Here is a 14,044-nt window from a genome sequence, read left to right as displayed (position 1 = left end):
GTGTCGCAGGCCGGCCCGACCCGCAGGCCGGTCAGAGTCGCAGGTCGGCCAGCGTGGGGTCGAGGCGTCCGTACCGGTGCGCCGTCAGCGAGACCGACTGCTCTCGCAGGAACGTCAGGAGTTCGATCCGCCCCTCCTCGGTCACCTCGCCAGACGAGATCGTGACGTCGGGGCTGCCCCGCAGGGCCCGGGCCAGCGCGGCGGGGTCTCCGCCGATCGTCCGGATGCGCAGGCCGCGGTAGGCCGCGACCGCCTCGGGTGACGGAGCCGGTCTCGAGTCGTCGACCCGCGCCTCCTCGGTGGAGGCCCGCTCGCCCCCGGCGGCCTCGGCCAGCAGGTCGAGCACGTCCGGGCCGGCCACCTCGGCCGTGGGGCCCTGCAGCGCCCCCGCGGCCGCCCGCGCGACGAACGCCTCGTCGCTCTCGACGACGACGTCTCGCACCCGCACCGGCGACGAGGAGGCGCGCCACAGGTGCACGAGACCCGCCGGCAGCGGCACGGCCGAACTGATGGTCAGGGTCGACCCCGCCCGTGCCCCGGCGGCGACGAGCCGGACGAGAGCCGTCGGATCGGCCCCCGCGGAGAGTCGCAGCGTGACGAGGTGCGGACGGTAGCGGAGCACGTTGCGCTGGACGACGAGGCCGGTGACGTCACGGGCCAGGCCGAACTCGGACTGCCAGGCGCGCTGGTCGCTCTCGACGGCCGTCCGCAGCGAGTCGAACTGCTCGAACGACAGGGTGGGTCGGGCCGCGTCGACGAGACGGGTGACCCCCTCGGAGACGTCGTGCAGGCGCAGGGAGGGGCGCGGCTCGTGGGGACGGTGGCGCCAGGCCCCCTGGCCGATCAGGGCGTTCGGGCCGCCGGGCTTGAGACCCCGACCGATGGCCCGTCGACCCCACCCGCCGGGGGGTCTGCGCCGGACCCGAGCGCCCGTCGTCGGACCGCCGACGACGAGGTCTCCGGCGCGCACGGTGTGCAGCCACTCGTCGATCTCGTCGACGTCGAGGGAGTGCAGACCCGCCACGTCACCGCCGTTCTCGGCGTTCTGCACCGCAATCGCCTCGGCCAGGGTCTCGACCGGGACGAGGCCGACGACGGGGACCTCGTGCGAGCGGGAGGCGAAGGCGCCGCGGGCGTCCACGCCGTCGCGCACGCCCGGCGAGCAGAGGGCCCCGGTCTCGTCGAGGGGACGCGGCTCGAGCAGCCACGACTCGCCGGGGCCGAGCACGGTCAGGACGTCGAGCTCGGACCCGGTCGGGTTGGAGGCGAGCGGGCCCATCACGGTGGCGACGTCGTCGGCCGGACCCACGACGACCGCCTCGAAGGCCTCGCGCAGCAGGCGACGGAACGTCTCACCGTGACCGACGGACCCGACGGCCAGCACCAGGTCGAGTGCTCCGTGACCACGGCCGGCGTGGTCGACGACGCTGGCGACGACGTCGGCGGCGGCGAGCTCGAGGTCGGCCGACGGGGTGACGACGAGCGAGGTCACCCCCCGGGTCCGCATGGCGAGGTCGAGGTCGGGGCGCACGTCGCGGAGGCCGACGGCCGTCTCGACCGCCCCGTGCGCGACCACCCGGTCGACCAGCGGGTGCGTCAGCAGGGCGCGTTCGTGGTCGGGGTCGTCCGCGACGACGAGGGCCAGGAGCGAGTCCGGGACGCCGACCGCCCAGAGCGCCTCCGCGACGACGGCGACCGCCCGACGCCGGCTCCGGGGCAACAAGACGACGACCGCGCTGCCGGCGCCGAACGCCGCGAGCACCCCTTCGACCGTTCCGGCGACGGGCGTGACGAGGTCGGGCACGACGACCGTCAGCCGCGGGGGCCGGTGCTCGGCCGTGTCGACCGCCGCGAGCCCTCGGGTCAGGACGGCCAGACGGTGGGCCGAGTCGACGGCCGCACCGACCTCGTGGTCGGCCTCGGACAGGGTCGAACCGGACTCGCTGACGGACACCTCGACCAGGCGCGAACGCCGCAGGGCGAGCTCGCGGCCCGCCAGGTCGAGCAGCTCGGCGCGGGTCTCGGGGTCTTGGCCGCCCCAGGCCTCGCCGGCCGAGGAGGCGCGGGTCACCATCGCCACGAGGGAGTCGTCGTCGAGGGCGCCGCCTTCCGAAGAGGTGGGCCCGAGGGAGGGGGCCGCGTCGGCGGTCTCGCTGCCGGCGACCGACCGACGGGCGCGCCCGAGCACGCCTCGGGCCCACCTCCGGTTGCCGTCGAGCGAGGGATCCGTGTCGGCCTCGGCCACGAAGTCGACGACGTGGTCGGGGCCCTCGTCGAGCGGGCCCGACCGGTCTCGACGGCGCCGGGGCACGGAGGGCAGATCGCCGACGGCCGCCACGGCGCGGTCGTGCCGACGAGCCTCTCGCGCGAACGCCGCCTCGTGGTCGACGTCGAGGGCACTCGAGAGGAATCCCTCGGGGTCGGCGAGCGCGTCGAGTCGGCCCACCAGGTGTCGCACGGCGGAGTCGAACTCGCCGGAGACGGTCACCGGCACCAGGAGGACGAGCGACCCGAGCTCGGAGCGGACGACCTCGGCGAGCCCGGGTGCGGCCCCCAGCCACATCTCGACGTCGAGCAGGTGGTCGGTGCCGTGGCGACGGGCGACCGTGACGGCATGGGCCAGGTCGAAGACGTCGTGCCCGGCGAGGCCGACCCGGGCGACCGCGGCGTTCTCGGGCCTCAGCGCGAACTCGACCAGCCGGAGGTGGCTCGCGTCGGTCTCGTGCTTGGCCTCGAAGGTGACGACGGGCCAGTCGTGCAGGCGTGCGTCGACGATCTCGTCGAGTCGCGACCCGCCCTTCACCAGCCGGACCGAGATCGGCGCGCCGCCCCGGTCGACGCGGTCACGGGCCCAGTCGGTGAGCAACCTCAGCGAGTCGAGCGCCTCGGGGACGTACGACTGGACGACGATGCCCGCCGTCACCGCCTCGAGCCCGGGTCGGTCGAGCAGTCGCGTGAAGACGTCGATCGTGAGGTCGACGTCGGCGTGCCGGTCGACGCCGAGGGTGAGGAGCGTGCCCGTCGACGCCGCCAGCTCGACCAGGGGCCGGAGCCTCGACTCGGCGAGGTCGCTCGTCTCGTCGAAGGCCCAGGGCGAGGTCGGGCCGACGAGCTCGCGGACGGTCGTCGTGACGCGCTCGACGTCGGGCCGCTCGATCAGGGCCCGGACCGCGGCGACCCGGCGCTCGGCCTGGGTCGGCCCCGACACCGTGGGCCCCCAGGCGGTGACGTCGAGCCGGACGCCGTCGCCGCGCAGACCCGTGAGGGCCTGCGCGAGCTTCTCGGGTGGCGCGTCGACGAGCAGGTGCCCGACCATGTGGCGCAGCGTCCGCCGCGCGACCGGCATGATCGGCTTGGGTGCGATCGGACCGAAGCCCCCACCGAACGAGATCGCCGCCCGGAGGTGCCAGGGCAGCAGGGCCGGCGTGCGTCGGCTGAGCGACTCGAGCGCCGATGCGCCCGCCCGGTCGTCCCCGGGGCGGACGACGCGGTCGGCGAAGTCGCGGGCGAAGTCGAGGCCGCGGGGGTCGCGCAGCACGTCGGTCAGACGGGCGGCCGGACCCTGCACGGGGACGGCACGCGCGGCGTCCCACCAGCGGCGGGCTGTCTCGACGGTCTGCTGCGTGACTTCGTCGGCGTGCACATCGGACATGGGTCGAGGATATGCCGCGCCACCGTCCCTACACTGGGCGAATGGCCGACGAACTCACCGACGAGGAGTGGGTCGTCTGGGACTCCTTCTACGCCATGAGACGGCGCCTCGACCGGGCCCTCGAGCTCCGTCTGCAGAGCGATTCGGGCGTGTCCGCCCCCGAGTACGAGATCCTCGTCGGCCTCGGCCGGAGCAGCGACCGACGCTCGCGCGTGCGGGACATCGCCGAGCAGATCGGCTGGGAGAAGAGCCGGGTCAGCCACCAGGTCACCCGCATGGAGCGCCGGGGGCTGGTGCGCCGCACCGAGTGCGCGTCCGACGCGCGGGGCACCTGGGTCGAGCTGACGCCCGACGGCCGCCGGGCCATGCTCGCGGCGACCCGGGGGCACACGGCCGCCATCAAGAGGTACTTCGCGGACGTGCTCGAGACGGACGCCGAGGTCGTCCGGGCGTTCTCGGGTCGCGTGCTCGAGGCGATCGGCACGGACGCGTCGCCCGACGCCGAGGCCTGACCCGCGCCTCCTCTGCGTCCCGACGCGGACGCGCGGTCGTCGCGGCCACCTCGGCGGTCTCGGCCCTCTCGGCCGTCTGCCGCGTCAGTGGAAGCGGTGGTCCTGGATGGTCATGCGCGGGCCGAACCTCGGCTTCGAGAAGCCGCTGCCCGTGATCAACCGCATGACGCGTTCACGGTGGCCGCGCCACGGCTCGAGCAGCTCGAGCATGCCGTCGTCGTCCACGGGACGGCCGATGAGCGCCCATCCGACCACGGCGGGTAGGTGGTAGTCGCCCACGCTGGGGCTGTCGGGATCGCCGTGCGCACGCTGCGTCGTCTCGGCGGCGGTCCAGACGCCCACGCCGGGGATCGACCGGAGGCGCGTCGCGACCTCGTCGCCACCCCGACCGACGGCGAGCGTGCGCTCGAGTGCGGGCGCCACCGCACAGACCCTCATGACGGTCGCCGACCGCTGCGGCCCGACGCCGGCCCGGTGCCACTCCCAGCTGGGGATGCGGCGCCAGCCCTGGGCGTCCGGCGGCACGACGAGCCCCTCGGGTGCCGGACCCGGCGCCGGCGTGCCGTGTCGACGCACGAGCTGTCGCCACGCACGCCAGGCCTCGACGCTCGTGACCTTCTGCTCGAGGATCGCCGGGACGACGGCCTGCAGCACGAGGTTGGTGCGGGTCAGCCGGAGCCCCGGTTGCCGCCGACGCGCGTCGGCCAGGAACGCGTTCGTCGTGACGTCGAGCCCCGACCAGTCGTCGCCGCGGCCCAGCAGCTCGGGCACGTGCTCGATCGCCCAGGCGGCTCCCGGCCCCCACGCGTCGGCGCGGATGGACGAGGAGGCGCGGCTCGCCGACACGCAGAGCGTCGCCTCGCCAGCCGGGGTGCGCAGGGCGAGCCACGTCCGGTCGCCGTCGACCCGGAATGAGGGATCGCCCGAGCCGCGACCCAGGGGCCGCAGGGTGGCCCGGACGTCCACCGGGCGTGCCGACCAGTAGACCGTCCCGAGCCGTCGGTCGTCCGCGGCGGGAGCGGCCCCCGTGCGCTCGAGCTGATCCATGTCGCGATGGTAGACGCTCCCGCCGACAACCCCTCTTGCGTCATGGCTCATGTCTGTGTGATATTTTATGCGTCGGCCATCCGCCGCCCGTGCACGAGACGAGAGACACCGAGCAGACCCGATGACGATCACCACGAGACCCCTGTCCGCACCCGCAGGTGCCCGCGTCACCTCCTCCGCGCCCGGCCGACCGAACCGCCACCACCAGGGCGATGCCCATGGTCCCGACGTCGCCCCGGCCGCTCCCCCGGTCCGGCGGGCCACCGCCCGTCGGGCCAAGCGGGCGATCGACGTCGTCGGGGCCGTCGCCGCTCTGACCACCCTCGCTCCTGCGCTCGCCCTCGTCGCCCTGGCGGTGCGACTCGACAGCCGCGGCCCGGTCCTCTACCGCCAAGAACGCTGTGGGCTCGACGGCCGGACCTTCGAGATGCTGAAGTTCCGATCGATGGCCGACTCCGATCGGGCCGTCGCGATCATGCCCGAGGCGAACGACGCCGACGGGCCGCTCTTCAAGCTCCGCGTCGATCCGCGTGTGACCCGGGTCGGCCGCGTGCTCCGCAGGCACTCGCTCGACGAGCTGCCGCAGCTGGTGAACGTGCTTCGGGGCGAGATGAGCCTGGTCGGGCCGCGCCCGGCCCTGCCGCGAGAGGTCGCCCAGTACTGCAGCCGCGCCCGCCAGCGCCTTTCGGTGCTGCCGGGGCTGACCGGCCCGTGGCAGGTGGGGGGCCGCTCCGACCTCGACTGGGACGCCGGGCTCGACCTCGACCTCGGCTACGTCCACGGCTGGACGCCGACGACCGATGCGCGGCTGCTCGTGCAGACGATCGGCGCCGTCGTCCGGCCCTCCGGCGCGTACTGAGCGAGACGCGGCACGCGTTCCCCGGACCCGACCGCCGACCAGACCCCCGAAGCGGAGCCACCATGACCGACCACCGTGCCCGCAGACGACGCCGCTCGTTCTTCCGACGCCACCGTCTCGCCATGACGAGCCTGCTCGTGCTGGTCGGCGTCGTGATCACGGGGGTCGGGGCACTGGCGATCTTCGGTCTCACCACGATCCGGTCGGCCGAGGACGCCCTCGACGACGTCGGCACCCTGACCGACTACGCGGGCCGTCCCGCCCCCGCCACCGACGGCTCCGTCAACCTGCTGCTCCTCGGGTCGGACAGCCGCGAGCCCGTCGACGACCGCGACCTCGCGGGCTCCGGGCCTCGACGGGCGGACACGATCATGGTCGCCCACATCGCCGCGGACCGTCACTCCGTCGAGCTCGTGTCGATCCCCCGCGACACCTGGGTCGAGGTGCCGGGCCACGGCCAGGCCAAGGTCAACGCCGCCCTGGCCTGGGGCGGCGTCCCACTCCAGACCCGGACGATCGAGGCGTTGACGGGCGCACGCATCGACCACGCCGCCGTCGTCGACTTCGGCGGCGTCGAATCGATCGTCGCGACGTTGGGTGCCGTGACCGTGCAGAACGACGTCGAGTTCCGTCGAGGAGATCGCGTCTTCGCCGAGGGAGCCGTCACCCTCGACGGTCCGAGCGCTCTCGAGTACGTGCGCGAGCGCTACGCCTTCGCCGACGGCGACTTCCAGCGCATGCGCAATCAACGAGCCCTGGTGGCCGGCATCACCGACCGCCTGGTCAGCACGCGCACCCTGACCGATCCGGCGCGCGTCTCGGCGTTCGTCGAGACCACTGCCGGTCACGTCGGGGTGGACAGCTCGTGGACCACGAGCGACATGATCGGCCTCGGCCTCTCGTTGAGACAGCTCCGACCGTCCGACGTGACGTCCTTCACGATGCCCGTCTCGGGCACCGGCACGTCACCCGACGGGCAATCGATCGTCGTCGTCGACGACTCGATGCTCGACGACCTCCGTCGGGCGTTCGCCGACGACGACCTCGAGGCGCTCAGCCCCCCTGCGGGCTGAGCGAACGGATCAGAGCGGCCGCTGCCGGGCCCCAGCCGCCACCCGTCGCACCGGGCGACACCCGCACGGCATCCGAGAACGTCCGCCACGAGCTCGGTGGCAGTCCGAATCCACACGAGATCAACCCATGGGCCAGACGGGGCTCGAGGATGTCGAGTTCGCGGGTAAGGGCAGGTGATCGTTCGACCGAGGCGAGTCGCCTGATCGTGGCACCCAGGCAGGTCAGGGTCGACAGGGGCGCCGGGGCCCCTTCGGACCTCGTCGCGAGGGGGAGCAGTCGGCTCGTCACCGCCGCGATCTCGGCCGGGTCGGCACTGCCGCCCGTCGAGTGTCGACCGGCCGACCACGACACGAGCCGGGCGTACAGGTCGCGGGCGGCGACGACGTCGGCGAGCTCGGGGCGAGCGACCCGCGTGTAGCGGTTCGGAGCCATGTCGACGAGGCCCCTCTCGTCGAGCCGCTCGAGAGCGGAACGGACGGGAGTCCGCGAGACGCCCAGCCAGGTGGTGAGTTCGTCGTCGGCGAGCCTCTCGCCGGGCGTCAGGGTGCCGTCCAGGATCGCGACGAGGATCATCCGGTAGACGTCGTCGCTGAGGCGTGGGCGGACGAGGGTCGCGCGGGCGCCGGCCCTCGCGACGTCGTCACCCCGGGGGAGGACGCGACGGCCCTCGACGACGGCGGACGCCCCGCGCGGATCGGACGCCCCGTCCCGGGCGACGTCGGGAAGGTCGAGCCTCGAGGTGACCCGTTCGCACGCCTCGGCCGCGGCGTCGACCAGCCCGCCGCCGAGTGACCGACGAACCTCGACGAACACGTCGGCGACGACGTCGAGATCGTCGGCGGACAGCTCTCGGAGGTGATGGCGCAGGGGCAGCGTCAGACGACGCGCGTGTCGGACGGCGAGGCGGCCGAACACGTTGTCGTCGACGGCCGACCACACCGCCGCCCAGGAGTCGCCGACCGCGTCGACCTCCTCGACGGAACCGTCCGCCGAGGAGGAACGGGCGCGGCAGTCGTCGACGAGGCCCGACAGGCGTCGATCGAGCCCGGTTCGTTCGTCGTGACCCGCCGACGCCACGACGGCCGCGAGCAGGGCGCACCCGACCGCCAGGAGGTCGACGGCGACCTCGCGGCGAGGGACCACGACGCTCGTCGCCCTCCGGGCCGAGATCTCGGCCAGTCGCACCTGCTCGAGCTTCGCGATGGCGACCCGGATCGGCGTCCGCGAGACACCGAGCCACGTCTCGCAGTCGGCGTCTCGCAGACGCTCGCCCGGTCGCAGCGTGCCGTCGAGGATCGCCGCGACCAGGTACTCGAAGACGGCGTCCTTCTGCAGGCGCCGAGGGATGACCGGACGGGCGGGGGTCGGGACGGGCATCGTCGCCTTTCGTCGGTGTCTGGAATTCCGGGTACCAGCATAAGGCATGCATGCCTCAGGCGTACGACGCTCCCCGACCGGCCTGCCCCTAGGATCTCCTGGTGGCGACCCCGAAGATCGTGTTGTTCTATGCCTTCACACCGCTCGGCGATCCCGAGGCGATGCGTCTGTGGCAGCGCGACCTCGCCGAGTCCCTGCACCTGCGCGGGCGCGTCCTCGTGTCCCACCAGGGCCTCAACGGCACGCTCGGAGGCGACCTGCCCGACGTCAAGCGCTGGCTCAAGAAGACCCGGCAGCACCCGGCCCTGGCCGGGCTCGACGTCAAGTGGAGCGAGGGCACCGGCGACGACTTCCCCCGCCTGTCGGTCAAGGTGCGCGACGAGATCGTGACGTTCGGCGCGCCCGACGAACTGCAGGTCGACGGGTCCGGCGTGGTGGGCACCGGTGAGCGGCTGTCCCCCGACGAACTCCACGAACTCGTCGACCGTGAGCAGGTCACCTTCTTCGACGGGCGCAACGAGTACGAGTCACGCATCGGTCGGTTCCGAGGCGCCGTGGTGCCCGACGTGGCCACGACCCGCGACTTCGTGGCCGAACTCGACAGCGGGCGCTACGACCACCTCAAGGACGAGCCCGTCGTCACCTACTGCACGGGCGGCGTGCGCTGCGAGGTGCTGTCGTCCCTCATGACGTCGCGGGGGTTCTCGCGGGTCTACCAACTCGACGGGGGTGTCGTGCGCTACGGCGAGCGCTTCGGCGACGACGGCCTGTGGGACGGTTCGCTCTACGTCTTCGACGGTCGCGGCTCGGTCGAGTTCAGCGACCACGCGGCCGTGATCGGTCGCTGCGAGGTCTGCGGCACCGCGACCAGCCGCATGCAGAACTGCGTCGAGGTGCAGTGCCGACGGCAACTGGTCGCCTGCGACGGGTGCGGTGCACGAGGCGACGTGACCTGCGACCGGCACCGCGCCTCCTCGTCCGTGACCGGCGGCGGACCTCCGGTGCTGTGACCTCGGTCGAGGCTCCGGCGTAGGGTCCCCGGCATGACTGAGACCAACGACATCAAGAAGATCGGCGAGGTCCTCGACGCGGGCCGCATCGGCATCCTCACCACGCAGAGCAGCCACGGCCACCTCGTGAGCCGACCCCTCGCGATCGTCGATCGCGACTTCGACGGCAAGGTGTACTTCTTCACGCGCGACCCCTCCCCCAAGGTCGACGACGTCAAGGCGCACCCGCAGGTGAACGTCGCCGTCGAGACCGGCAAGGGCTACCTGTCGCTCGCGGGCAAGGCCTCGATCGTCAAGGACTCCGGACTGATCGACGAACTGTGGACGACCGGGGCCGAGGCCTGGTTCGACAAGGGCCGCGAGGACCCGACCGTCGCCCTGCTCGAGGTCGACGTCGACACGGCCGAGTACTGGGTCAGCAACGAGCCCAAGGCCGTCACCCTGTTCAAGTACGCCAAGGCCGCCGTGACCGGCGGACACCCGAAGAACGTCGCCGACACCGGCACCGTCTCGCTCTAGCCGAGGAGGCGCGGCGCGGGTCGTCCTCGACGGCCCGCGCCCCCGGCGGCTCGCGTCCTGTGATGGTCCGTGCCCGCCCCGGTCACCCGCAGGTGACGGTCCGACCGTCGCCGTTCACGTAGTCGCCGGGCCCGAGCTGGGCACAGGTCGTCGCGAGTTGCGAGTAGTAGTCGAGTGCCGCGATGGCGTACACGAGGCTCAGGACGATGACGATCGAGGCGACGACCATGCCGGTCAACGCGAGGGTGGCCGGGCGGCCGGCGGCTCGGGCGCGTCGCGCCGCCACGATGCCGAACACCAGGCCGAGGGGCGCGAAGAAGACGCCGAAGACGATCGACGCGATCGCGAGACCGCGGCCCTCGTCGTCGGTGCGGGGCGGCGCGGACGACCAGTCGTCGTCGGCGGGGAAGAAGTACGACCCGAGGCCTGCGTTCTCGGGTCGGGCGTCGGGCGCGGAGCCGGTCTCGGGCACGGGACCGGGCGGCGGCGCCCAGACCTGACGACCGTCGGAGTCCCACGTCGGCGCGGCGGCCTGCTGGGCGACGGGCTGCTGGCCGGCGGCCTGCTGGCCGACGGGCTGCGACGAGGGGGGCTGCGACGCCGCGGGCTGGGGGAAGAACGGCTGCTGCTGTCGCGTGGCGGGCATCGACGGTGCGCCGGAGGGGTCGAGCGGCCAACCGCGATCGGCCACGCCCGCCTCGGGGTGCACCGGGCGAGGCGGACCGAACGGGAACTCGCCCCGGTCGGGCTCGGTCGGCGCGGGCCGGGCGAACCGGGCCCACGGCGACGGCGGACGCCCCGGCTGCTCGTTGCTCATGCAGGCGAGGGTAGTACGGCCGCCTGCGCGACCGGCAGGGCGGTGACCGGGCCCGTGGACAGGTGCCGCGCCTCCTCGTGGTCCATGATGGGTCTCGACCTCGGCCCGTCGATCGGGCCCTTCGATGCGATGGAGCCCCTCGATGCGAATCGGAATCCTCACCAGCGGTGGCGACTGCCCCGGTCTCAACGCGGTCATCCGCGGTGCCGTGCTCAAGGGCACGCAGATCCACGGACAAGAGTTCGTCGGCTTCCGCGACGGCTGGCGAGGCGTCGTCGACGGCGACGTGATGCCCCTCACCCGCAAAGAGATCCAGGGCATCGCGAAACAAGGCGGCACGATCCTCGGGACGAGCCGCACGAACCCGTTCGAGGGCGACGGCGGCGTCGACCGCATCGCCGAGAACATGGAGCGCTTCGGCATCGACGCCATGATCGCCATCGGCGGCGAGGGCACCCTGGCCGCGGCCAAGCGCCTGACGGACGCGGGGCTCAAGATCGTCGGCGTGCCCAAGACCGTCGACAACGACCTCGGGGCGACCGACTACACCTTCGGCTTCGACACCGCGGTCCAGATCGCCACCGACGCCATGGACCGCCTGCGCACCACCGGCGACTCGCACAGCCGCTGCATGGTCGCCGAGGTCATGGGCCGGCACGTGGGCTGGATCGCCCTGCACTCGGGCATGGCCGCCGGTGCCCACGCGATCCTCATCCCCGAGCAGGCGACCAGCATGGACCAGATCGTCGAATGGGTGCAGTCGGCCTACGACCGGGGTCGCGCACCGCTGGTGGTCGTCGCCGAGGGCTTCGTGCCCGACCACGAGAGCGACGTGCACTCCGAGCGCGGCCTGGACGCCTTCGGCCGTCCGCGCCTCGGCGGGATCGGCGAGCGACTCGCCCCCGTCATCGAGGAGCGCACGGGCATCGAGACCCGCGCCACGACGTTGGGGCACATCCAACGCGGCGGTACGCCCACGTCCTACGACCGCGTGCTCGCCACGCGACTCGGCATGGCGGCGAGCGACGCGGTGGTCGAGGGTCGCTGGGGGCGCATGGTCGCCCTGCGGGGCACCGAGATCGTCCACGTCTCGTTCGAGGAGGCCCTCGACAGCCTCAAGGTCGTCCCGCAGCACCGCTACGACGAGGCCGCGATCCTCTTCGGCTGAGGCGCGGCCGCCGGTGGGCGGTGGCGCGGGGTCCGTCGCACAGGCGATGTGCGCCCGGCCGGAGTCTGACAGTCTCGACGCATGATCACGTTCATCGTGGTGGGGGCGATCGGACTCCTGCTCCTGCTCGTCAGCATCGTCGTGGGCGACCTGCTCGACGTCTTCGACGTCGGCGACGGGCTCGTCTCGGGCGTCGCCCTGGGCGCGGCCCTGGCCATCTTCGGGCTCGCCGGGGTCGTCACGTCGCAGACCGACCTCGCCGCGGGGTGGACCTACGCCGTCGCCGTGGGCATGGCCCTCGTCGCCCTCGTGCTGATCCAGCTCGTCGTCCGCCGCGTGACGCGCCGCGAGAGCGGGGGTCACTGGTCGCCCGTCGGGTTCGTCGGCGTCACGACCGAGGCCACCGGCCCGGCCGGCGGCGAGGTCCGGCTCGACGACGTCCGCGAGCTCGAGCGGCGGCTCGCGACCAGCGACGCGCGCATCGAGCGCGGCGTCCGCGTCCGCGTCGTGGCCGAGAACGGCCCACGCGTGCAGGTCGAGGCGCTCGACGCCGGCGAGACCTCCGCGTCACGTGATCCCCAGACCAACTGAAAGGAAGCCCCGTGGACTTCATCTCCTCCAACGTCAGCGTCGTCGCCATCGTCGTCGCCGTCGTCATCGTGCTCGCCCTGCTGTCGTTCGTCGCCAGCCGCGTCCGTCGCGTCCCGCCGAACGAGGCCCTGATCGTGGTCGGCCGTGGCGCCGAACGGTCCGAGGGCGGGGGCATCTCCAGCCCGCAGAAGGTCATCATCGGTGGCCGCACCTTCGTCTGGCCGATCTTCCAAGAGGGCTTCAAGCTGTCGCTCGAGCAGTACCAGACCCCGGTCGAGGTGCAGGCGATCGACGCCAACTACATCCGCACCGCCGTGAAGGCCACGGTCAACTTCAAGGTGACCGGCACCGAAGACGGGGTGCGCCGCGCCGCCCAGCGCTACCTGCTGCAGCAGCAGCAGCTCCCGGTCATCGTGCAGCAGTCGCTCGAGGGATCGATCCGCGGTCTCATCGGCGGCCAGCCGGTCGACGACCTGGTCAAGAACTTCTCGCGCCTCGCGGCCGACGCCGTGAACGAGACCAAGGGCGAGCTCGCCGAGCTCGGCCTCCAGATCGAGACCATGAACATCCGCGAGATCGAGACGCCGGGCAGCACCTACCTCGCCGACCGTGGTCGCGCCGAGGCGGCCGTCGCCAAGCAGAACGCCGACGTGGCCGAGGCCGAGGCCGAGCGCATCGCCGCCCTGGCCCGCATCGGCAACACGCAGCAGACGGCCGAGCGTCAGCTGCAGCTCGACGTCCGCCAGGCCCAGATCAAGGCCGAGACCGACCGGGCCCAGGCCGAGGCCGCCGCCGCCGGTGAGCTCGCCCGGGCCATGCAAGACAAGCTGGTCGCCGAACAAGAGAGCATCGCCGTGGCCGAGCAGGCCAAGGTCAACCAGGAGCGACTCAACATCGAGGTGCGCCAGCCCGCCGAGGCCGCGGCCTACGCGTCCGTGCAGAACGCCGAGGCCGAGCGCGACGCCGCCAACGCCGCCGTCGAGGCCGAGGCGTTCCGCCGCACCCAGCTCGCCGACGCCGCCCGCAACGCGGCCGAGAACGAGGCCGCGGCCGTCGAGGCCGCCGGTCGCGCCGAGGCCGCGGCGATCAAGGCCAAGGGTCTCGCCGAGGCCGAGGCCGTGGACGCGCTGGCCGAGGCGCAGGGCAAGTTCGGCCAGGCGGCACTCGCCTCGCAGGTCATCTCGCGCCTGCCCGAGATCGCCCGCGAGATGGCGGCGCCGATGGGCAACATCGACGCCCTGACGGTGGTGTCGACCGACGGTGCCAACGAGCTGACCAAGTCGGTCGCCAACAACATGACGCAGCTGCAGGACGTCGTGAAGGCCACGACGGGGCTCGACCTCGTCAGTGCGCTGGGCGGGTTCCTCGGGGGCAAGGCGGGGGCGTCCGGCCCCGTCGATCGCGTCTGACCGCACCCG

General features: G+C 73.1%; 12 protein-coding genes. 8 read left to right on the top strand and 4 right to left on the bottom strand.

Annotated elements, in window-relative coordinates:
- Positions 1 to 31: 31 nt before the first annotated feature.
- Positions 32 to 3,652, bottom strand: a complete 3,621-nt coding sequence (locus tag EDF21_RS09375) for a proline dehydrogenase family protein (RefSeq protein ID WP_123571150.1) — start codon at positions 3,650 to 3,652, stop codon at positions 32 to 34.
- Between the two features lie 41 nt (positions 3,653 to 3,693).
- Here EDF21_RS09375 and EDF21_RS09370 point away from each other — a divergent pair, with 41 nt between their 5' ends.
- On the top strand, positions 3,694 to 4,164 hold the full coding sequence (locus EDF21_RS09370) for a MarR family winged helix-turn-helix transcriptional regulator (protein WP_158612898.1): 471 nt from the start codon (positions 3,694 to 3,696) through the stop codon (positions 4,162 to 4,164).
- 84 nt (positions 4,165 to 4,248) lie between these two features.
- Here the strand turns inward: EDF21_RS09370 and EDF21_RS09365 are convergent, their stop codons facing one another.
- Positions 4,249 to 5,211 (bottom strand): DNA-3-methyladenine glycosylase, encoded by a 963-nt coding sequence (locus tag EDF21_RS09365; RefSeq protein WP_233568437.1) that lies wholly within the window; start codon positions 5,209 to 5,211, stop codon positions 4,249 to 4,251.
- A gap of 121 nt (positions 5,212 to 5,332) precedes the next feature.
- Here EDF21_RS09365 and EDF21_RS09360 point away from each other — a divergent pair, with 121 nt between their 5' ends.
- Positions 5,333 to 6,070, top strand: a complete 738-nt coding sequence (locus EDF21_RS09360; protein ID WP_233568436.1) for a sugar transferase — start codon at positions 5,333 to 5,335, stop codon at positions 6,068 to 6,070.
- Between the two features lie 62 nt (positions 6,071 to 6,132).
- Positions 6,133 to 7,143, top strand: coding sequence for an LCP family protein (locus tag EDF21_RS09355; protein ID WP_123571147.1), 1,011 nt, complete (start codon positions 6,133 to 6,135; stop codon positions 7,141 to 7,143).
- Here the strand turns inward: EDF21_RS09355 and EDF21_RS17230 are convergent.
- Positions 7,124 to 8,521, bottom strand: a complete 1,398-nt coding sequence (locus tag EDF21_RS17230) for a GntR family transcriptional regulator (protein WP_199736308.1) — start codon at positions 8,519 to 8,521, stop codon at positions 7,124 to 7,126. The genes EDF21_RS09355 and EDF21_RS17230 overlap by 20 nt on opposite strands.
- A 101-nt stretch (positions 8,522 to 8,622) precedes the next feature.
- Between EDF21_RS17230 and EDF21_RS09340 the strand changes: the two genes are divergently transcribed.
- The gene (locus tag EDF21_RS09340) at positions 8,623 to 9,531 is read left to right on the top strand and encodes a rhodanese-related sulfurtransferase (protein ID WP_056044108.1); all 909 of its coding nucleotides are present in this window, start codon (positions 8,623 to 8,625) and stop codon (positions 9,529 to 9,531) included.
- Between the two features lie 33 nt (positions 9,532 to 9,564).
- Positions 9,565 to 10,050: a pyridoxamine 5'-phosphate oxidase family protein gene (locus EDF21_RS09335; protein ID WP_056044110.1), complete on the top strand. Its 486-nt coding sequence runs from the start codon at positions 9,565 to 9,567 to the stop codon at positions 10,048 to 10,050.
- Between the two features lie 82 nt (positions 10,051 to 10,132).
- Here EDF21_RS09335 and EDF21_RS09330 read toward each other — a convergent pair whose 3' ends face one another.
- Positions 10,133 to 10,867: a DUF4190 domain-containing protein gene (locus EDF21_RS09330; protein ID WP_123571146.1), complete on the bottom strand. Its 735-nt coding sequence runs from the start codon at positions 10,865 to 10,867 to the stop codon at positions 10,133 to 10,135.
- A 142-nt stretch (positions 10,868 to 11,009) separates the two neighbouring features.
- Between EDF21_RS09330 and EDF21_RS09325 the strand changes: the two genes are divergently transcribed.
- The 3 genes from EDF21_RS09325 to EDF21_RS09315 all read left to right on the top strand — a co-directional run bounded on the left by EDF21_RS09325 (position 11,010) and on the right by EDF21_RS09315 (position 14,035).
- Complete coding sequence (locus tag EDF21_RS09325) at positions 11,010 to 12,035, top strand: 6-phosphofructokinase (protein ID WP_056044114.1); 1,026 nt, start codon at positions 11,010 to 11,012, stop codon at positions 12,033 to 12,035.
- Between the two features lie 81 nt (positions 12,036 to 12,116).
- Positions 12,117 to 12,626, top strand: a complete 510-nt coding sequence (locus EDF21_RS09320) for an NfeD family protein (protein ID WP_123571145.1) — start codon at positions 12,117 to 12,119, stop codon at positions 12,624 to 12,626.
- A gap of 11 nt (positions 12,627 to 12,637) precedes the next feature.
- Positions 12,638 to 14,035 carry an SPFH domain-containing protein gene (locus EDF21_RS09315; protein ID WP_056044120.1) on the top strand — a complete coding sequence of 466 codons (1,398 nt, stop codon included), beginning with the start codon at positions 12,638 to 12,640 and terminating at the stop codon, positions 14,033 to 14,035.
- The last annotated feature ends 9 nt before the right edge of the window (positions 14,036 to 14,044 follow it).

Origin of the sequence: Frigoribacterium sp. PhB118 (assembly GCF_003751725.1) — a bacterium.
In the GTDB taxonomy this organism is placed as follows: Bacteria; Actinomycetota; Actinomycetes; order Actinomycetales; family Microbacteriaceae; genus Frigoribacterium.
The sequence above is the reverse complement of the archived record's forward strand: the minus strand, read 5'-3'. Positions and strand labels throughout refer to the sequence as shown.